This window comes from Pantoea sp. PNT03, assembly GCF_014852515.1.
Lineage (GTDB): Bacteria > Pseudomonadota > Gammaproteobacteria > Enterobacterales > Enterobacteriaceae > Pantoea > Pantoea leporis.
The window spans coordinates 236,596-253,378 of record NZ_JACVBT010000001.1; the positions used below are offsets into that span (position 1 = coordinate 236,596).

Genomic DNA, 16,783 nt, shown 5'->3' on the forward strand with positions numbered 1-16,783 from the left:
GTGGCGAGGTTCTTAAATTTTCATTTATAAAAAAGGCCGCTTATAGCGGCCTAATCACTCTATTTCTAAGCTTATTCAACCATATGCAACTTGTCGGTGAACTTCGCACGGAATGATAGATGTGATTTGATCATCCCGGAGTTCGAGTTGCTCGAGCTGCTCCCAGCTGGTTCCGAACTTAGTCATCGGAGATCCGCCGTTAGCAAACAGTGTAGCCACAAGCTTCTCAGCTTCAGCCATCATCTGCTCAGTTGTTTTCATATCGACTCCTCACTGGGGAAAACCGTTCAGTATAATTTTAGTAGCCTATCAATACTAGGTATCGGCTTCATTTGAAAATTGTTTACATGTGCAAACAGGAACGGTTGACGTAAATGTAATCGAGAGACCATTAAATAACAAGTTGCAACCCGATTTTTTTAGTAGATTTCAGCCGTTTCTCAAAAGCCTGAGCCTGAGCCAAAGCTTTAAATAGCTGTCTTGTAGTCAAAACTTCCTGTTTCCAAACTCGCACTCAATACCATTGCATGGCAGTACCCGTCATAGTTGCCATGAAGCTCAAATCCGCTATCAAGATAGTAACTTTGGCGATTACTTACAGGGTTTACTAAAGCAATTCTATCTACAAGTAGGCCCTGTTGTTTGAGGAAACATGCGTAAGCTGACATTACTTCGATCGTGAGGGGAAGAAACTGCTTATAAAGATCGGCATGCGCATCCTTTACTTTTTCCATATAGTGTACTTCAAGAGATTGCTTAGCATCATTGTAGCCACCAAAAACATAGCCAACTAGCTTTGTTCTATAGTAAACAACAAACCTTACAGGGTGATGATAGTCGTATTCGCAGTAGGGTGGAATAACCAGTCGCGGCACCCAATTTATTTTACCAAACTCATTTAACTGACTGAGATCGTCAAGAATGGGAGAGGTAGGGACTTCGATAAGTAGCGATGGATCAGGAAACCTAAATTTTAACTGATGAGCTAAGGCATTGAAAAGCGTGGGATGAACTAGCTCAAACTGAGTGATTTCCATCAAACGACCCAAAGAGATTAATGAGATAATCTAATTTAACATCGTTGAGCTAATGTGTTTAGGGGTTAGCGAAATTTTTTGCACTCAATATAAAAGATTTAAAACTTCCTCTCCCGATTAACTCATGTACTACTCACGGATTGAAGATGTGGCGTTGGGCCTTATGTTCTTAATTGCCCAGCTCTATTTGATTATTTTACTCACCTCTTTCTCCTCATTCGCCAACCGGGTACAGGCAAGCGTCGATTAATCTGGCGCGGCGCTGTGCCGCTACTCTTGTCTGATTGCACCAAAGCGTCCGCGAATGGTGTTGGTGAAGTCGCGCCATTCGTAATCCGCAACTTTCTTCGTCACGATGATTTGTGGCAGCGGCGGGCGCTTCGACATTTCGTAATGCTCACGCCGCTCAATCTCTTTGATGTAGAGCGATTCCTTTCGCTCAGGCGTTAACAGGCGAGGGTGGTCAGCGCCGGCAGCCTGCGCCTGCAAGGCCGCCATCACGCCATCCAGCACTTCCTGCTTGCGGCGCTTTATCTCTTCGTCAGCTGCATCCAGGCGTGACAAATGCGCCGGTTGTACCGGTGAATGGTTCATGATGGAGGCCTTATTGGTGGGTTAAATCAGAAGGGGATCGAATCGTCGTATTCAGGTGCGGTAGATTGCCCACGAGATTGCGGCTGATTCGATGGCGCTCCGTTTCCCGATTGTTTCGGTGGCAGGTCGATGTCACGAATCAGAATGGTGGGGATGGATGCTTTGCTGCCGTCATCGCGATCCCACTCCTCAAGAACAAACTCACCGCTTACCGTAACTTTCGCGCCCTTGGTAATGCCCTGCGTTAATTTCTCGGCCATCGCGCCGAACATTTTGCACTGCAGCCAGGAGGTTTTCTCTTTGTCGCCAAAGCCAGATTTGGCCGGCAGAGAGAAGGTGGCGATGCGCTTGCCGTTTGGGGTGACGCGCAAAACGGCATCCTAGCCGACGTTGCCGGATATTGTGATCACATTGATTGGCATTATGCTGCTGCTCCTTCCAGTTCGGATTTTCTGATTTCGTAAACATCTTTCGCTTTTTGCTGCTCCGGCGTGCCATCAAGCATCTGCCATGCTTTGGCGAACGCCTGCTTCAACTCTTCCAGAGTTGCTTTCTTCATCGCAGCTTCAGTGAATGCGGCTAATGCGGCATCCGGTGCAGGCTTAGTTTTTTGCTGATGATGCTGAGGTTTTGCGTTGTTTTGCTGCTGCTTATGCTCGTTCGAATCGGCGTCCTTGGAGTCATCAATACCGAACAAGCCATTCAGGCAGTATTTGCGGGCATAAGAGCTGGTAGCGCCGGTGATCTGTGCCTCATCCATCCCTTTCTTATCAAGCGCCTCTCGCGCCATTGCAGTCGCGCTGTGGCTTGTTTCGCCATCAGTAATCGTTGCAGTCGACTTTACGTAATAACGATCGCCAATCAGCACAATCTCGTCAGATATCGATAGGAATAAGCCATCAAGAAGCGGCTTAACGCCCTCAAGAATGTCTTCGCAGCTGCGATAGTGATACTTGCCGAAGTTGTTGTATTGGCCCTTTGGCGCGTTCAGCGTGTGCTGAATTGTCGCGAGCCGCGCATAGAACTCTTTACTCATGGCATCCTCCCATCATTTCAAACTGGCGTTCCGTGCGGTGATCGGCAATCGCATCCTTTGCGGCTTGCTCGTATGTCATAGGGTCGGACAGGTCGCCCAGCGCACCCTGCATGAATTCAATAAACGCTGCATAGTCGTCGCTCATGCCGCCGCCTTAGTGTGAAGGGTGACAATGTGACGGCGCGTTGTGGCTGCCATCATCTGTAAGTGCGCTGCCGACTCACGATCACCGGTGCTGCGGCTCTCTTTAGCCAGCAAAAGGTAATGGCGGTGCCATGAGATAAGCGCGATACGTGACTGAGGGAATTTCATTTGATAGCTCTCCGCAAAAGATTCATCGCCACCGCCCACTTGGCAGGGCTGCTATACAGGACAGCTTCACGAGAAAGCTCCTGAGCCTTTCTGAAATGACGTGTTCTCATAGCGGGTTCCCTGGCTGATTCAGTGTGTCGATAAGAGAGCGCCATCCAGAGCGGAGGCGGCGAACAAGACGGTCAAGTTGCGATTCGTTGTGCTGGGTGAAACCCACGACGGGTCCACCCACGATGGCGTAGTTCATCATGGGTTCCTGAAAATTTAGGTTGGTTGGTGTTGGAAAAAAGAAGGGCCGCATTGCGCAGCCCATAAGGTGTCTAACGTTCTATTTGTTGCTCAAGGGCTCGACTCTTAAGCGTTGGTGACTAGCACCGAAATGCCCTCAGTGAAGGCATTGCGCTGCTGTATCAGCTAAAATAATCCCTCTGCATCACTTTCCAGATGAGGTGCGTTATGAAGAAAAGTGAACTCCCAACCAAAATATGCACCGTGTGTGGACGGCCTTTCACATGGCGTAAAAAGTGGGAGAAGTGCTGGGATGAAGTGCGTAAGTGCTCGGAGCGATGCCGGAGGCAGTGAGCGTTGTCGGTGGTTACTGGCCTAGCGCCCTGGCAATCGCCTGCTCAACTAAATGCGTAGCCTCTGCATCCTGCGTTGGCACCCATGGCTGAATAAATTGCAGAGCCCTAAGCATTTCTGGCGCCGCAGCTATCAGATTGGCGTTTGCCGCCTGAATCTCTACTTCTGGGTCAAACTCTACCCATGCAATCGGAATCACCATTCCATTTGACTGGTCGTCATCCTTGCTAACCGGACCGATTGCCCGTGAGGTTTTATCAGCCACCCATGGGCCTTTAGTGAAATTGCTCATCTCAAATCCTCGCTATCATCGCCAACCCTATCAGCAACACAGTCACTACCCAGCAGATAATGCAATCTTGTGTGCTCATGGTTTTGGCCTTTGTGTAGGTAAAAAGAAACCCGCTCGGGGGCGGGTTATGCTGGCTGTTTCATTTGCTCGTTTATCTTGTCGATATTGAGCAGGCAGTAAATCGCACATTCAATGTCGTCAGGGGTTAAATCCTTCCCCCGATAATCGTGGTTCAGCCCAACGTGAAAAACTATCGAACCGTGCGAAGGCCCATATCCGTAGGCGCAATCACAGCGCTGGTCGCTCCAGTGTGCATAATTCTTGGTGCCGAAATACTCGTGCTTCAGCGACGTTGCGTTACCTGCTAGATCATCCAATGCATCACGTACACAACTCATCCGTTCAGGTATACCTTTCACGTCACCAAAACTAATAACTACCATGCCGCGCTTCACCATCTCTTCATCAAGGCCAGCGTTAGCAATGTTCATACGCTGAGTGAGGCGAAGAATCTCAGCATCTACATTCTTGATATCCATCTCGTAAACGTCCTGAATCGCCGCCTTCCGTTGCTTTGCTGCGCCCAAATGCTGCGTCAATTCTGTAAGTGTCATACTCACCTCTTATCAGTTCTGCTGCGTCCACGCTGTTTAGTGAACAGGTGGCGTAAAAAAATGCCGCGCTAGGCAGCCTCGCTGTTGAATCCTTTCTCTGTGAAGAACTTGAGTCCTCCTTTATATGCAACGATTAGCTCCTGAGAATCCGGTTCGCTTGCAAACTCAGGCGACCACGATTTCTGATCTTCAATTCCGCGCTTAAGCTTTACTACAATGACCCGCTCGATATATTCACGCCGACTTTCAAGAAGCTCTGGCGATGCCTGCGTCATATAAAAATTAAGCTGCTCAATCATGCTCAACCTCTCGCCGTCACGTTGTCTTTAGATTTCCGATAGCCAGCTGCGTAAATTGCAACGTCTGTCAGACACATTCCTGATTCAATCTCACCGCCGATGTACTTCGCCGCACCCGCCAGAATCTGCTTGTGATACTCCGTCTCGGTGTCGACTGCCTTCACTACGCGATCTGCCGGCTTGCGGTTCAGCGTGAGGATAGGGCGGCACGCTGGTGATGCTTTCACGCCAACCAACAGGGGGTTGGCTTGCTTCCATGCCGATTGCTTCTCAGCACGAGCTGCACGGCGTTTTTCTTGTGCATTCATGGTCATTCTCCTGTCAGTTAGCTTTGGTGTTGTGTTGGCATCGTGGACCAGCTATAGCTGAGACCTGCACGAAGTAGCTACCCACCACAACCCAAAGCTTGCTGCTTTGAATGTTTGCGCTTTTTCAGCGCTATCTGTTAAGGAGCAGGGACTGCATCTCTTGTCCCGTTGTTGCTTCAGCGTCCTGCTGCGAGATGAATAATCACAAATTGTGTTTTATCAGTCAACACAAATTGTGATTTATTTCATCACGTCGTGTGATGTAATTGATTTGAAATGGAAAATATTTTTTGAGGGCACAAAAAAACCCGCCGAAGCGGGTTTGATGTAGTGTGCTTGAGGTTTAAAGCTTCATAAGAGATTGAACTGCAACGCCTATAATGCGGCAATTACCATTGATTGGAACCGCTGGGTAGGCGGGGTTGAGGCCTTTGAGATACTTCTGCCCGCCATCAATGACCAGCTTTTTGAATGTCGCTTCATTTGCTTCTGTGATTTTTGCGATCACAAGGCTGCCATTTACTGGCTCCTTGCCAGTATCGAATAGCACAAGCATACCTTCGGGAATACTTATCCCGGCTGGAGCAGTCATTGAGTCGCCTTGCACACGCAGCCAAAAACCACTGCCAAAAACCGGCTCGTCAGTTTCATACCACTCATCAATCTCTTGTAGAGAATAGGGTTCCATAGCTTCGCTCCATGCACCGGCGCTGACCCAGCTGATCAGCGGATATTTTTTACCAGGCTTATATTGTCCCTTATAAGCATCGCCAAACAGAAGCTCAGGCGCAGACACGCCCAACGCCTTAGCGATCACCTCTGCGTCTTCTACGCTAACGCTTCTGGTCCCTGATTCATAATTTCCGATGCGAGATTGCGAGCCCCATCCACAAAGCTCCGCCAGAGCCTTCTGAGAAAGACCACGTTCTTCGCGCAAGCGCTTAATTCTGGATGAAATGGATTCGATTCTGTTCATGCGCATTTTGTATCACAGTCCGTGTTAAAAGGCTTTACACGATTTGTGTTGATATCGAATCACAAATTGTGTTTAATGTGCGTTGAGTGACCACTTTTAAGGAACGAGTATGAACAACATTGCCAACGAACGGAAAAAGCTTGGCATCACTCAATCTGTGCTGGCGACAGCGTGCGGCTGGAATCAGTCCCGCCTGGCTAATTACGAAACAGGAATTCGAGCACCAGATTTAGAGTCATGCCGCAGCCTGGTTAAAGCGCTGAACAAATTGGGTGGCAAAACAAACCTAGATGTTTTGTTCCCACCAAGAAAGACCGCAGCTTAAGCAGTTCCGCTCTTAAACATCCCCGCCCTGAAAAAGGGCAGTAATCAAACAAACGATTCAATGACGTGACTGCAGTCCGCAATGTCACGCAATTACTTATTCAACAAAGGAATATTACGCAATGGAATCAGCAAACTACAGCAAACCAACAGAGAGCGAGATTAACCGCACTCAAACTGATCTTCTACTGGCTGTGTCTCAAATGACCGGGCGAGAGTTCGCTAAAGGCGTTGGGTGCCATGAGACGAAGATTAGCCGCGCTGACTGGCGCTTTATTGCAGCTGTGATTTGTACGGCTCGCATGGCTTGGGAAGTTAGCCCAATGGGCCGGTTAGTGCAGGAAACGATTGAGGCGATAAGCGCCAAAGAAAAAGCCCCAAACGCGGGAACGTTTGAGGCTTAAACCACATTAGTGACACCAATCACTGGAGGTAATAATGCCAGGACTAACTGGATATGTAAACAGTAAAGGGGGCAGTTATGGTAACTGCTGAACTTTTAGACTTCAACGCAGCTCGCAAGCTCAGGAGCGCAAGGATGGAAAACCAAAAGCAGGGGCACTTTGCACTGTTCAGGAGTCTTCTGTCCAAGGATTGGGCCAAAGATACTGCCAAGCTGGCAATGTGGATTCGGCTTATCGGTGAGGCTTCCTACAGACCACGCACAGTAGAGTTTTCCGGCAAAGAGTGGAATCTACAACCCGGCGAACTGGTGACCACAGCGGCGATTATGGGGCGCAAATTGCGTGATCAGGACGGTCATGAGAAGAGTCCGCAGGCGGTGACCCGGATGATTAATTTCTTCGCCAGAGAAGGGATGATCACCACCAAAGGAACGCGCTTCGGAACGGTGATCAGCATCACGAATTATGCCGAATATCAGGCCATTTCACCCGATGAACCTCGCGAAAGACCATCCGATAACAACAAACCCAGTGCTGGCGCGGCTTTGAGTGCCATACCCGATGAACCATCCGAAGAACCAACCGGTGAACAGAACAAGAAGTTACTAGAACAAGAATTAAATAATAACTACCCCCATACCCCCAAAGGGGGCCGGGATGGCGATCAGGTTTCACCTGAAAAGCGAAAGGCAGAGCGCATCGATTACGACTCATACCTGGTAGCTTACAACGAGGAAGTTGGTGATCGGCTGCCACATGCCGTCGCTGCAAACGAAGCCCGCAAACGTCGCATCAAGAAATTAATACCCCAACTGAAAACGCCTAACGTCGCCGGATTCCGGTCATACGTCCGGGCGTTTGTCTGTCAGGCCAAGCCGTTTTATTTCGGCGCCAATGACACTGGCTGGTCAGCAGATCTCGATTACCTGCTCAGGGATGCAACGCTGACAGGCGTCAGGGAAGGCAAGTTTGCAGACCACAAGGAGCCAGCATGATTAACACCGATATCGAAGCCAGTGTGATCGGCGGCTTGCTGATTGGCGGATATACGCCTGATGCGAGTGACGTGATCGCCACGCTGGACGACAGCGCATTCAGCGTTGAGCTGTACCGCCGCGCATTTTGCGAGATTAAGCGCCAGGCGAAACAGCGAGGCCTGATTGACGGCATGATGGTTGCTGAAGCCATGGGTAATGACTACGTCGCTCACATCATGGAAACCACGCGCAAATGCCCGTCAGCAGCAAACCTGAAAGGATATGCACGTGTTGTGTCTGACTATCACAAGGTGCGCCGGTTTACCGAGCTGATGGACGCTGGCAAACGCGAGATATCTTCGGCCGGCAATCATGAGTTAGCGCTTAACGCCATCAACCAGTTCATGGCATCACTGACCGACATTGACCGCCCCGGTGATGAAATCAGGCCGATGCACATCCGTGACGTTCTCGACGGGTATCAGGAGCTGCTGGAGAAGCGCGTTCGACAGGGTGAAGAATCCGACACGCTGAAAACCGGCATTCCAGAGCTTGATCAGATTACTGGCGGCATAAACCCAGTCGACCTGGTGATCGTCGCGGCACGTCCGGGCATGGGTAAGACGGAATTCGCTCTGACGGTGGCGGAAGGAGTTGGTCGGCAGCAATTGCCCGGCAGCAAAGATAATCGCGGCGTGCTGATTTTCAGCATGGAGATGGACGCTAACCAGATTATCGAACGCCAGCTGGCAGGCGCGGGAAACCTTCCCGTATCGGCGCTACGTAACCCGGCGAAGATGGACGACGAAGGCTGGGCGAAAGTTACGCTGGGCATGAAGCGACTTCTGGATCTGGATGTGTGGATTGTCGATGCCAGCAAGATGAACGTTGAGCAAATCCGGGCCATTGCAGAACGCCACAAGCGCAACCATCCGGCGCTGTCTCTCATCCTTGTCGACTACCTTGGGCTGATTGATAAGCCAAAGGCAGACCGCAACGACCTCGCTATCGCGCTTATCTCTGGAAGCCTGAAGCGTATGGCGAAAGACCTGAAAACCCCCGTTATGTCACTGAGCCAGCTATCGCGTGACGTTGAGAAGCGCCCGAAAGGTCAGCGCCGCCCGACGAATGCCGACCTGCGCGACTCAGGCAGTATTGAGCAGGACGCCGACAGCATCATCATGCTCTACCGCGAAGCCGTTTACGACGAAGATTCACCCGCCGCGAAGCTGGCAGAAATCATCGTCACCAAAAACCGCTTCGGTCAACTCGGTACGGTCTATCAGGCATTCAACAACGGACATTTCCAGCCAACCGATCAGGAAGAAGCCGCCAGATTGTGCCGCGCCAAGCCTGAGCAACCTCAACAGCAATCACGCCGCTACAACAAAGGGGCTGACGTATGAATTTAACCTATGAAGACTCACACGTAATCGCATCGTATTACGTTGCCGATCACCCCAATCATCGCGGTCCGGTAATCATCGATCTCGAAAATCTTGAAGAGCTGCACATGCGTAGCGCTGCATCGCACGTTCACCTCGCACTGCTGTTTGCATCCGGCAAGCTTTTCTCCGGTAAAAGGGCTGCATCATGACACAGGTAATTCACGGACTGCCTCGCGCTGAGCTGATTAAGCGCATGATGGAGGAGGATTTTGGCGGTTGCGCATGGCATTTCACTTACTCGCAAAACTGCGATGCGTGTCGAATCCGCGCCGGTCAGGAAAGAAAATATCAAGTCGATGGGCGCGATTCCCGTTACGACAAAGGCGGCAAGAGCAAAACTAAGGGTGGTGGATTTTGAGCGACAACGAACAAGCACTAACGGTAGTAGCGGAAAATTACCTGGCCATAGCCCCCGACCTGACGATCAAGGTTGTGGTGCTGAGTAATGGCCAGCGAGTAATTCCAGAGGATGAAATGAAGCGGGCGTGCGAATGGCTTGGCGTTGACCTGAGCGAACTTGCACCTGACGTCTTTTACAAGGAATCAACCGATGAACAAACTAACCGCTGAAGTAGCCCGCCGAGATATCGTCCACCTCAAATCATTCCAGTCCGATCCGAAAGTTGGCCTGAGCCTGAAAGAGGAGAAGTACCTGCAAGCCCTTGAGATTGCACTGCCAGTACTGGAGCAGCAGCAAGTGTTGAGCGTTCCAGCTTACTACATCGTGTACCACCCAAACCCCGATCCGAATGAGTATGACGATAAAGAGCATTCACACTGCGGCTCAATTCACCTCGCTCGTCGGCTAGCGACTGAAATTGGCGGTACGATTTGCCCGGTCTATTTTGGTGAGCAAGAGCAGCCCACAACGGACACCTACCGGCAGATTGAAAATGATGAGGATCGCGGTGATGACGAAGCATTTTGGGACGCAGATTATGACTAATAATTTGACCGCTCAGTTCACCAACCATCAAACCAGCGGCGATGATTGCCGTGAAAGTGGAGAGGGGGAAACCAAAGTGGAGCATCACTTAAAAATTCTTCCAGAGCACTTTGTTCCAGTTGATGCAGGCATCAAGCGGGCAGAGCTTCGAAACAACGACCGAAACTACCAGCAGGGCGACACACTCAATCTTTGCGAGTGGGACGGACACAAATTCACTGGCAGATTTGCTATCCGAAAGATTTCACATGTTGCGGATGTCTCTGCTTACCTACCTGGCTATGTGCTACTGAGCATGGACGATTCGGAGCCGGCGCACGATGACTTAATGTGGTGAACCAGATGAGCAACGTAATCCCACTCCGTCCTGACCCACTCCGCCAAGCCTACGAAGCAAACGACAAACTCAACGACACGAAACTGACGCCAGAGCAACAGCAACTGGTCGACAGCATTGCATCATGCCTGGAGAAAGCTATCGAGGAACGCCATGCAAATCGAGCTGATCAAATCGGCCGGGGGGATATTCACCCCAGCGCTTGATAGTGACATACAACGCCTTACCCGCTTCAAAAATGGCGAGCAGTACACCGCCGAAATCAAGCTAACCCGCAACCCCGCTTTCCATCGTAAGACCTTCGCATTCTTCAATTTCTGCTTTCAGCACTGGGCTGCTGAACGGGCAGGGCTTGAGCATGCCGATGAAACCACGCAGTTCAACCGGTTCCGCAAAGACCTGACCATTCTGGCAGGCCATTACGACATGGTGACAAACATCCGCGGCGAGGTGAGGGCAGAAGCAAAGAGTCTGGCTTACAGCAACATGGAGCAGGAAGAGTTTGAGCGCTGCTATTCATCCCTGATTAATGCCGCCATCAAACACCTATTCGCCGGCACTAAAGACCAGAACATCATCAACCAACTCTATTCCTACTTCTGAGGAATCCAATGACACCCTTTACCGATATTGGCGCAGCCATCGAAGAAGCTGCGTGGCTGGCGTTCGTCCATAAGAAACCTCACTGCGTTTACCAACGCTTTGACGGGCGGATGGAAGTGAAGCCAGAGCATCCCGATCGCAACGCAATGTTCACCACCGGCACGCCGGGAACCGTAAACACTGAATACAGGTGCGCAGCATGAGCAAAGGCAGATACCAACACCACACACAGGAAGAGTGCAACAAGGTAGGGAAGCTGAGAAAAATGGGGCTGACATACGCAATCATCAGCCAGCGGATGGGATGCAGCATCGATACATGCCGCCATATGTGTGCGAGGGCGAGATGAAGAGACGCAAATCCATCTGGGAACGCTACGAAAGCCACGCCATCTACGACACCAAATCACCACGCAAGAAACGCCAGCCACAACCCACTGAATCCCAAGTAACCACTTTCAGCTACCTGGAAGGTCTGCGCCAATCTGTGGCTAACAGAGTGAGGTTCACGCGATGACGGCTTACTACAACGAAATCGACCCCTACGCCGCCCAATGGCTGCGTAACTTAATTGAAGCAGGACACATCGCCGCCGGCGTTGTTGATGAAAGGAGTATTGAGGATGTTACACCCGCAGATTTACGAGGCTTCACACAGTGTCACTTCTTCGCCGGAATTGGCGTCTGGAGTTACGCGCTCCGCCAGTCAGGATGGAGTGACGATCGGCCAGTGTGGACAGGAAGCTGCCCATGCCAACCTTTCAGCGACGCGGGCAAGGGCGCTGGGTTTGATGACGAGCGGCACCTTTGGCCCCACTTCCACTACCTCATCGAAAAGTTGCGACCTGAGACAGTCTTTGGAGAGCAGGTTGCGAGCAAAGACGGCCTTGCTTGGTTCGACCTTGTACAAACTGACCTGGAAGGAACGGGATACGCCGCAGCAGCTCTTGATATCTGCGCTGCGGGCTTCGGTGCGCCGCACATCAGGCAGCGACTCTTCTGGGTGGCCAACTCCGACAGCGAACAACGGAACCGGAGCAGGAACGAGCGGCCGTCAAGGTGGAATGAACCTTCAATCGGAAGCCCAGCTAGCGGGTTGGCAGACGCCAGTGGCGAACGATGCGACCGGTTCAACCCACTGTTACAGCGGGAAGCATCCGGACGGGTCACCGAAAGTTTGCCTGAAGCTGCCGGGTACAGCGAAATTGGCGGGATGGCCGACGCCTACAGCAGCGAGCAACGACAGGACGCCGAATCCGGAAAATGCAATGAACATGAAGAGAAAGGATGGCACGAAAATACAGCAGCGGCTGCAGGACTTTGCGTCGATAGCTCAGCCAATCCGGTTAACGGCTTCTGGAGAGATTCTGACTGGCTCCTCTGCCGGGATGGAAAGTTCCGGCCAGTTGAACCCGGCTCATTCCCGTTGGTTAATGGCGCTACCCAAAGAGTGGGACGACTGCGCGCCTACGGCAACGCCATCAACGCGGAAGTCGCGAAAGAATTCATAGAGGCTTATATGGAGGTTCATCATGCGTGAACGCTGTCGCCGCTGCTACACCATCCTCACCAGTGAAGATAAATACTGGTACTCAATTAGCTGCGAAGAATGCCAATGCGATCTGGAGTGGGAAGAGCATGAAAGAAACCTTGCAATCAAATCCGCCTACTGGCGCTGGCGAGCTATCTCCTTTGGTGTGCGTGTTCTGCGCCATTACCCTGGCCGATTGCGAGACCTACTGCTGCACAGATTGCACCGACCATCTACAGGAAGCCGATCCCAATTTCGGCATGACAGGAGACGATGATGGCTAAAGGCATCAAGCCGAAACCGCCGAAGCCGAAGAAATGCAAATGCTGCCCTGAAAAATTTATCCCCCGCAATAGCCTTCAAACCGTCTGCTCACCCAAATGTGCCATTCAATTCGCTAACCAACTCACCGAGCGCAAGCAAAAGCGCCAGGCGAAAGAGGAGCGTGCGGCGTGGAATAAACGCAAAGCGGATGTTAAACCGTTAAGCCACTGGATGAGCATGACCCAGCGAGCTTTCAACGACTTCATCAGGGCCAGAGACGGCGACGTGTGCATCAGCTGCGGCAGCACAACGGCAGTCAGCTATCACGCAGGGCATTTCAGGACAACGGCAGCGGCTTCGCAGTTAAGGTTCAATGAGGATGGATGCCATTCACAATGTGCATCTTGCAATGTGCACCATTCCGGCAACATCGGCCCATACAGGGTCAACCTCATAGCAAAAATCGGCCTTCAGCGCGTCTTAGCGCTCGAATCTAACAACACACCTCATCGATACACCCGCGAAGAACTGGAGCGCATCAGATCGCATTACAGGGCTTTGCTTCGTGCATTGGTCAAAGAGAGGGAAGCAGCATGAGCAAGATTACCTATCCAAGTTCAACAGCGGCTGTTTTTGACGACATCATTTTCCCCATGCATATCGAAAGCCCACGCGATATTGAGCAGGAGTTGAAGCTGGCGATTGGCTGGTTTAGTCGCTGGTGCAATGAGGAAAAAATGGTCGTGAAAGCAAATCTGTTAGTGAGCTTTTGGGGGCTGTACCTGAACTATGAGCAGTCTATGGAGCAGGCCGCATGACCGACTACCTCAGACAGAAGTGGCAGCTGCTGCGTATGTATCGCGCTCGCAACACCTTCCCGGTCGATTACCGAATCATTAAGCACACAGCCAAAATCATGGGGATTAAGCATGCGCATTGAACGTGACTTTCAGCAAATCGTCAGGCTTGCCGGTGTTCGTAGCGCTGCTGATATGCGCCGGCTGTTCGGTAACGGATGGAAGACTATCAACCGATCGCAACAGGCATGGATTAGGCACCTGCTAACCGTGTGGGGCCAGCACCTCGGTGGTGAAGATTACGATCGCTGCGAAGTGAACGTTATTGGCCGCCTGATGATGCGCTGCGAATGGAGTGAACAGAAGGGAAGGCAGATAGAGAAAATCGTGTCAGAGCTTCATTGTGAAGGCCTGCGCGGGGAAGAACTATTCCGCAAGGCAAGGGACTTACTGATACCTCAGTCATCAACGGCAAACATCATCGCTCTCGCCAAAGAATCAGATGATGCTGCCTTCGTTGAATCAGTCATGGTGAAGACGTTCGGTAAGGACAACCCGGTTCGCAACGTAGCCAGATTACGATACTGCAAGCGCAAGAGCGTGCAAAACATCGGTTCATCGCTAACTTACTTCACCGGCATCAGCCAGAAGGAGGCGCGGAATAGAATGGAATGGGCGCTGGATATCCTCGAAGGAGAAATGTTTTACGCAATTAAGCGTGAAATGGAGAAGGAGATTCCTAAAATGGCGGCATGATGAGCATAAATAGCACGAATAGCTAAAGACAAAGGGCAAGCAACCTGGCAAATTAGTGGCATGATCGGGAAGTGAAGCGAACAGATCGCAGCTTAATCGGTTAGTTGCAAAAATCGTGAGATAGTTAAAGAGCCTCGTAGCCTCACCAGCTAGCGGGGCTTTTTTGCGATATTGACACCCGAAAAAAGTTTTTGTAAAAAGTGAATCGCCTGATGTGTATTGTTCTTTAGTCCAATCATTCATCTCGCATATCAGGCCGAAAGCCTCGTCTTAACCGATGGGGCTTTTTGTTTTATAAGTATTTTATACGCTCAACCCTTTAAGATTAATCTTAGCTGAATATAATGCTGCGGATGCGGTGAATCCCCCTATGCGGAGGGGTGGAATCCGAATCAGCATAAAGCTTGATATGTCGCACGGGATGGACTTTGTCGGGTTAGCTGTCTCACCGGGAGGCACCCGGCGCCGCACACCAAAAAATTAGGCACTGCTTCGGCGGTGCCTTTTTTATTGCATAGATTCTGACTGCCAGGCTGAGCATCTTGTGCTGCAAATGAATATGCTTAGCTGACTAATAGTAAATAGAGCAAGTAACGTTAAATTTCCACGTTACGAATTTGAGAAGATTGTTCCGCCCCTTCAAGAGCTAAGCCATTACGAGTGCCGGAGATAAGCGCCGGGTGGGGCACATCAAATTTAAGAGGTCGCCAATTGGCGGCCTTTTTTCGTTTTGCGCCATCCCAAAACTTATTCAGACCCTCATTGCTGTGTGGGGATGCGCGCACTTTTCTTACGACTACAGGCGGCACCAAGCGAACAGCGAGGTGTATATGAGTATCGATATGAGCAAACTGGCATCAGGCGCGGCATACGGCGCATCTGCCGGGACAATTGCCAACGGTCTGCTGACCCGGTTAAGTCCCGATGAATGGAGTGCTGTTGGCGTGCTGGCCGGTATTCTGGTTGCGCTATTCACTCTCGGCATCAACTGGTATTACAAACGCAAGGCCACAATGGCGCAGATTAAAGCGCTGCAACGCTGGCCCACCGCGCCCGACGTCACCGAGGATTAACCCAATGGCAATGTCTAACACACTGCGCAACAGGCTTATTGCTGCTGCAGGCGGCGGCGCCATGCTTATCGCAACGGTATTCCTTGGCGGAAAGGATGGTGTAGAAGGGCGCGTGTACGAACCCTACAAAGATGTGGCTGGGGTGTGGACTGTCTGCGATGGTCATACCGGTGCTGACATCGTGAAGGGAAAGAAGTATACCGACCGTGAATGCGGTCGTCTGATGTGGAATGACCTGCAGCCGGTTAAGAAGGCTGTCGATTCAATGGTGAAGGTGCCGCTGGGCGAGTATCCCCGCGCCGCGCTCTACAGCTTCACCTATAACGTCGGTACATCTGCCTTCTCCAAATCCACGCTGCTGAAAAAGCTCAACGCTGGTGACCAGGCTGGAGCATGCGAAGAGCTGCGCCGCTGGGTGTATGCCGGTGGCATGAAGTGGAAAGGTCTGATGAACCGACGCGACATGGAGCGTTCTCTCTGCCTGGCGGAAAGCGCAAATGATATCTAAAGCGACGATCGGATTTCTGCTGCTCTTGCTGGCAGGCTTGATTGCTGCGGGTGGCATCGCGCTGTACTACCGTGGCAATGCCATCGACTACAAGGCCCAGCGAGATAAAGCATCTGATGCGCTCAAGTTGGCCAGCGCCACTATTGACGACATGCAGGTGCGTCAGCGTGACGTTGCGGCACTCGATGCCAAATACACGAAGGAGTTAGCCGATGTTCAGGCGACTATCGATCTGCTGCATGATGATGTTGCTACTGGCAAGCGCCGGCTGCAGCTCAACGCAAAGTGTCCAGCGAACAACGACACCGGCACCACCGGCGTGGATGATGCAACCAGCCCCCGACTTGCTGACGCCGCTGAGCGTAATTATTGGACCCTCCGAAGTCGTATCGAAATCGCCGGAAAGCAAATAGCCGGATTGCAGCAGTACATCAACGAACAATGCTTAAAGTGACATCGTGAGTTAACATCACCCTAAACATGAGGGTGTCCAATGAACTTAAAGCCAAGATTCGAAGATTACACTGAGGCAGAATTTACTCAGTTGGTCAGTGAGATTTGCAGCGCAGAGGGCAGCGAAGCGTATCAGGATGAGTTACTGGATAACTTCATTGCGGTGACTGAGCATCCGGAGGGTTCCGACCTGATTTATTACAACGACGATGACGATCTCACTCCGGAGAAAATAGTTGCGACCGTGAGGGCATGGCGAAGGAGTGCTGGTCTGTCTGACTTTAAGTAATGAGTCATCACAAGGCGCATTTGCG

At 51.2% G+C, this 16,783-nt stretch carries 34 protein-coding genes; 22 read left to right on the forward strand and 12 right to left on the reverse strand.

Annotated elements, in window-relative coordinates:
- Positions 1 to 75: 75 nt before the first annotated feature.
- The 7 genes from IB226_RS01155 to IB226_RS01185 all read right to left on the reverse strand — a co-directional run bounded on the left by IB226_RS01155 (position 76) and on the right by IB226_RS01185 (position 3,292).
- A complete protein-coding gene (locus IB226_RS01155; RefSeq protein ID WP_192233123.1) occupies positions 76 to 261 on the reverse strand; it encodes a hypothetical protein in 186 nt (61 codons plus the stop codon).
- Positions 262 to 467: 206 nt separating this feature from the next.
- A complete protein-coding gene (locus IB226_RS01160) occupies positions 468 to 1,037 on the reverse strand; it encodes a hypothetical protein (protein ID WP_192233125.1) in 570 nt (189 codons plus the stop codon).
- Between the two features lie 270 nt (positions 1,038 to 1,307).
- A complete protein-coding gene (locus IB226_RS01165; RefSeq protein ID WP_192233127.1) occupies positions 1,308 to 1,631 on the reverse strand; it encodes a hypothetical protein in 324 nt (107 codons plus the stop codon).
- 26 nt (positions 1,632 to 1,657) lie between these two features.
- Positions 1,658 to 2,002, reverse strand: a complete 345-nt coding sequence (locus tag IB226_RS01170; protein WP_225608134.1) for a single-stranded DNA-binding protein — start codon at positions 2,000 to 2,002, stop codon at positions 1,658 to 1,660.
- 50 nt (positions 2,003 to 2,052) lie between these two features.
- Positions 2,053 to 2,667, reverse strand: a complete 615-nt coding sequence (locus IB226_RS01175) for an ERF family protein (protein ID WP_192233128.1) — start codon at positions 2,665 to 2,667, stop codon at positions 2,053 to 2,055.
- On the reverse strand, positions 2,660 to 2,812 hold the full coding sequence (locus tag IB226_RS01180; protein WP_192233130.1) for a hypothetical protein: 153 nt from the start codon (positions 2,810 to 2,812) through the stop codon (positions 2,660 to 2,662). The genes IB226_RS01175 and IB226_RS01180 overlap by 8 nt, the downstream gene beginning before the upstream one ends.
- A 273-nt stretch (positions 2,813 to 3,085) precedes the next feature.
- Positions 3,086 to 3,292, reverse strand: coding sequence for a protease FtsH-inhibitory lysogeny factor CIII (locus IB226_RS01185; RefSeq protein ID WP_370579072.1), 207 nt, complete (start codon positions 3,290 to 3,292; stop codon positions 3,086 to 3,088).
- A 143-nt stretch (positions 3,293 to 3,435) separates the two neighbouring features.
- Between IB226_RS01185 and IB226_RS01190 the strand changes: the two genes are divergently transcribed.
- On the forward strand, positions 3,436 to 3,561 hold the full coding sequence (locus IB226_RS01190) for a DUF2256 domain-containing protein (RefSeq protein ID WP_072930066.1): 126 nt from the start codon (positions 3,436 to 3,438) through the stop codon (positions 3,559 to 3,561).
- Positions 3,562 to 3,574: 13 nt separating this feature from the next.
- Here IB226_RS01190 and IB226_RS01195 read toward each other — a convergent pair whose 3' ends face one another.
- From IB226_RS01195 to IB226_RS01215, 5 genes are all read right to left on the reverse strand, one after another.
- Positions 3,575 to 3,853, reverse strand: a complete 279-nt coding sequence (locus IB226_RS01195) for a hypothetical protein (protein WP_192233132.1) — start codon at positions 3,851 to 3,853, stop codon at positions 3,575 to 3,577.
- 125 nt (positions 3,854 to 3,978) lie between these two features.
- Positions 3,979 to 4,467 (reverse strand): hypothetical protein, encoded by a 489-nt coding sequence (locus IB226_RS01200; RefSeq protein WP_192233134.1) that lies wholly within the window; start codon positions 4,465 to 4,467, stop codon positions 3,979 to 3,981.
- A gap of 68 nt (positions 4,468 to 4,535) precedes the next feature.
- The gene (locus IB226_RS01205) at positions 4,536 to 4,766 is read right to left on the reverse strand and encodes a hypothetical protein (RefSeq protein ID WP_192233136.1); all 231 of its coding nucleotides are present in this window, start codon (positions 4,764 to 4,766) and stop codon (positions 4,536 to 4,538) included.
- 2 nt (positions 4,767 to 4,768) lie between these two features.
- On the reverse strand, positions 4,769 to 5,074 hold the full coding sequence (locus IB226_RS23190; protein ID WP_225608135.1) for an antitermination protein N: 306 nt from the start codon (positions 5,072 to 5,074) through the stop codon (positions 4,769 to 4,771).
- A gap of 343 nt (positions 5,075 to 5,417) precedes the next feature.
- Entirely contained in the window at positions 5,418 to 6,056 is a 639-nt protein-coding gene (locus IB226_RS01215; RefSeq protein WP_192233138.1) for a LexA family transcriptional regulator, read from the reverse strand.
- Positions 6,057 to 6,159: 103 nt separating this feature from the next.
- Here IB226_RS01215 and IB226_RS01220 point away from each other — a divergent pair, with 103 nt between their 5' ends.
- From IB226_RS01220 to IB226_RS01320, 21 genes are all read left to right on the forward strand, one after another.
- Entirely contained in the window at positions 6,160 to 6,375 is a 216-nt protein-coding gene (locus IB226_RS01220; protein ID WP_192233140.1) for a helix-turn-helix domain-containing protein, read from the forward strand.
- A gap of 121 nt (positions 6,376 to 6,496) precedes the next feature.
- Entirely contained in the window at positions 6,497 to 6,778 is a 282-nt protein-coding gene (locus tag IB226_RS01225) for a CII family transcriptional regulator (RefSeq protein ID WP_049852105.1), read from the forward strand.
- A 134-nt stretch (positions 6,779 to 6,912) separates the two neighbouring features.
- Entirely contained in the window at positions 6,913 to 7,773 is an 861-nt protein-coding gene (locus IB226_RS01230) for a replication protein (protein ID WP_192234474.1), read from the forward strand.
- Positions 7,773 to 9,161 (forward strand): replicative DNA helicase, encoded by a 1,389-nt coding sequence (locus IB226_RS01235; RefSeq protein ID WP_192234476.1) that lies wholly within the window; start codon positions 7,773 to 7,775, stop codon positions 9,159 to 9,161. Before IB226_RS01230 ends, IB226_RS01235 begins: the two co-directional genes overlap by 1 nt.
- Positions 9,158 to 9,352, forward strand: a complete 195-nt coding sequence (locus IB226_RS01240) for a hypothetical protein (RefSeq protein ID WP_192233142.1) — start codon at positions 9,158 to 9,160, stop codon at positions 9,350 to 9,352. Before IB226_RS01235 ends, IB226_RS01240 begins: the two co-directional genes overlap by 4 nt.
- Complete coding sequence (locus IB226_RS01245) at positions 9,349 to 9,561, forward strand: hypothetical protein (protein WP_192233144.1); 213 nt, start codon at positions 9,349 to 9,351, stop codon at positions 9,559 to 9,561. Before IB226_RS01240 ends, IB226_RS01245 begins: the two co-directional genes overlap by 4 nt.
- Entirely contained in the window at positions 9,558 to 9,773 is a 216-nt protein-coding gene (locus IB226_RS01250; RefSeq protein WP_192233146.1) for a hypothetical protein, read from the forward strand. The genes IB226_RS01245 and IB226_RS01250 overlap by 4 nt, the downstream gene beginning before the upstream one ends.
- Positions 9,754 to 10,149 (forward strand): hypothetical protein, encoded by a 396-nt coding sequence (locus IB226_RS01255; RefSeq protein ID WP_192233148.1) that lies wholly within the window; start codon positions 9,754 to 9,756, stop codon positions 10,147 to 10,149. Before IB226_RS01250 ends, IB226_RS01255 begins: the two co-directional genes overlap by 20 nt.
- On the forward strand, positions 10,115 to 10,486 hold the full coding sequence (locus IB226_RS01260; protein WP_225608137.1) for a DUF3850 domain-containing protein: 372 nt from the start codon (positions 10,115 to 10,117) through the stop codon (positions 10,484 to 10,486). The genes IB226_RS01255 and IB226_RS01260 overlap by 35 nt, the downstream gene beginning before the upstream one ends.
- Positions 10,487 to 10,639: 153 nt before the next feature.
- Positions 10,640 to 11,089: a DUF1367 family protein gene (locus IB226_RS01265; protein WP_192233150.1), complete on the forward strand. Its 450-nt coding sequence runs from the start codon at positions 10,640 to 10,642 to the stop codon at positions 11,087 to 11,089.
- A gap of 8 nt (positions 11,090 to 11,097) precedes the next feature.
- Positions 11,098 to 11,292, forward strand: coding sequence for a hypothetical protein (locus IB226_RS01270; RefSeq protein WP_192233152.1), 195 nt, complete (start codon positions 11,098 to 11,100; stop codon positions 11,290 to 11,292).
- Between the two features lie 309 nt (positions 11,293 to 11,601).
- Complete coding sequence (locus IB226_RS01275; protein WP_192233154.1) at positions 11,602 to 12,627, forward strand: DNA cytosine methyltransferase; 1,026 nt, start codon at positions 11,602 to 11,604, stop codon at positions 12,625 to 12,627.
- Between the two features lie 98 nt (positions 12,628 to 12,725).
- Positions 12,726 to 12,902 carry a hypothetical protein gene (locus IB226_RS01280; protein ID WP_192233156.1) on the forward strand — a complete coding sequence of 59 codons (177 nt, stop codon included), beginning with the start codon at positions 12,726 to 12,728 and terminating at the stop codon, positions 12,900 to 12,902.
- Positions 12,895 to 13,479, forward strand: a complete 585-nt coding sequence (locus tag IB226_RS01285) for a recombination protein NinG (protein ID WP_192234480.1) — start codon at positions 12,895 to 12,897, stop codon at positions 13,477 to 13,479. The genes IB226_RS01280 and IB226_RS01285 overlap by 8 nt, the downstream gene beginning before the upstream one ends.
- Positions 13,476 to 13,700: a protein ninY gene (locus IB226_RS01290; RefSeq protein WP_192233158.1), complete on the forward strand. Its 225-nt coding sequence runs from the start codon at positions 13,476 to 13,478 to the stop codon at positions 13,698 to 13,700. The genes IB226_RS01285 and IB226_RS01290 overlap by 4 nt, the downstream gene beginning before the upstream one ends.
- On the forward strand, positions 13,697 to 13,822 hold the full coding sequence (locus tag IB226_RS01295) for a YlcG family protein (protein ID WP_192233160.1): 126 nt from the start codon (positions 13,697 to 13,699) through the stop codon (positions 13,820 to 13,822). Before IB226_RS01290 ends, IB226_RS01295 begins: the two co-directional genes overlap by 4 nt.
- The gene (locus tag IB226_RS01300; protein ID WP_192233162.1) at positions 13,812 to 14,435 is read left to right on the forward strand and encodes a hypothetical protein; all 624 of its coding nucleotides are present in this window, start codon (positions 13,812 to 13,814) and stop codon (positions 14,433 to 14,435) included. The genes IB226_RS01295 and IB226_RS01300 overlap by 11 nt, the downstream gene beginning before the upstream one ends.
- A gap of 830 nt (positions 14,436 to 15,265) precedes the next feature.
- Positions 15,266 to 15,508 (forward strand): phage holin, encoded by a 243-nt coding sequence (locus IB226_RS01305; RefSeq protein WP_192233164.1) that lies wholly within the window; start codon positions 15,266 to 15,268, stop codon positions 15,506 to 15,508.
- Positions 15,509 to 15,512: 4 nt separating this feature from the next.
- Entirely contained in the window at positions 15,513 to 16,016 is a 504-nt protein-coding gene (locus tag IB226_RS01310) for a lysozyme (RefSeq protein ID WP_304622212.1), read from the forward strand.
- A complete protein-coding gene (locus IB226_RS23315; RefSeq protein ID WP_192233166.1) occupies positions 16,006 to 16,470 on the forward strand; it encodes a lysis protein in 465 nt (154 codons plus the stop codon). The genes IB226_RS01310 and IB226_RS23315 overlap by 11 nt, the downstream gene beginning before the upstream one ends.
- Before the next feature lie 39 nt (positions 16,471 to 16,509).
- Positions 16,510 to 16,758: a bacteriocin immunity protein gene (locus IB226_RS01320; protein WP_192233168.1), complete on the forward strand. Its 249-nt coding sequence runs from the start codon at positions 16,510 to 16,512 to the stop codon at positions 16,756 to 16,758.
- The last annotated feature ends 25 nt before the right edge of the window (positions 16,759 to 16,783 follow it).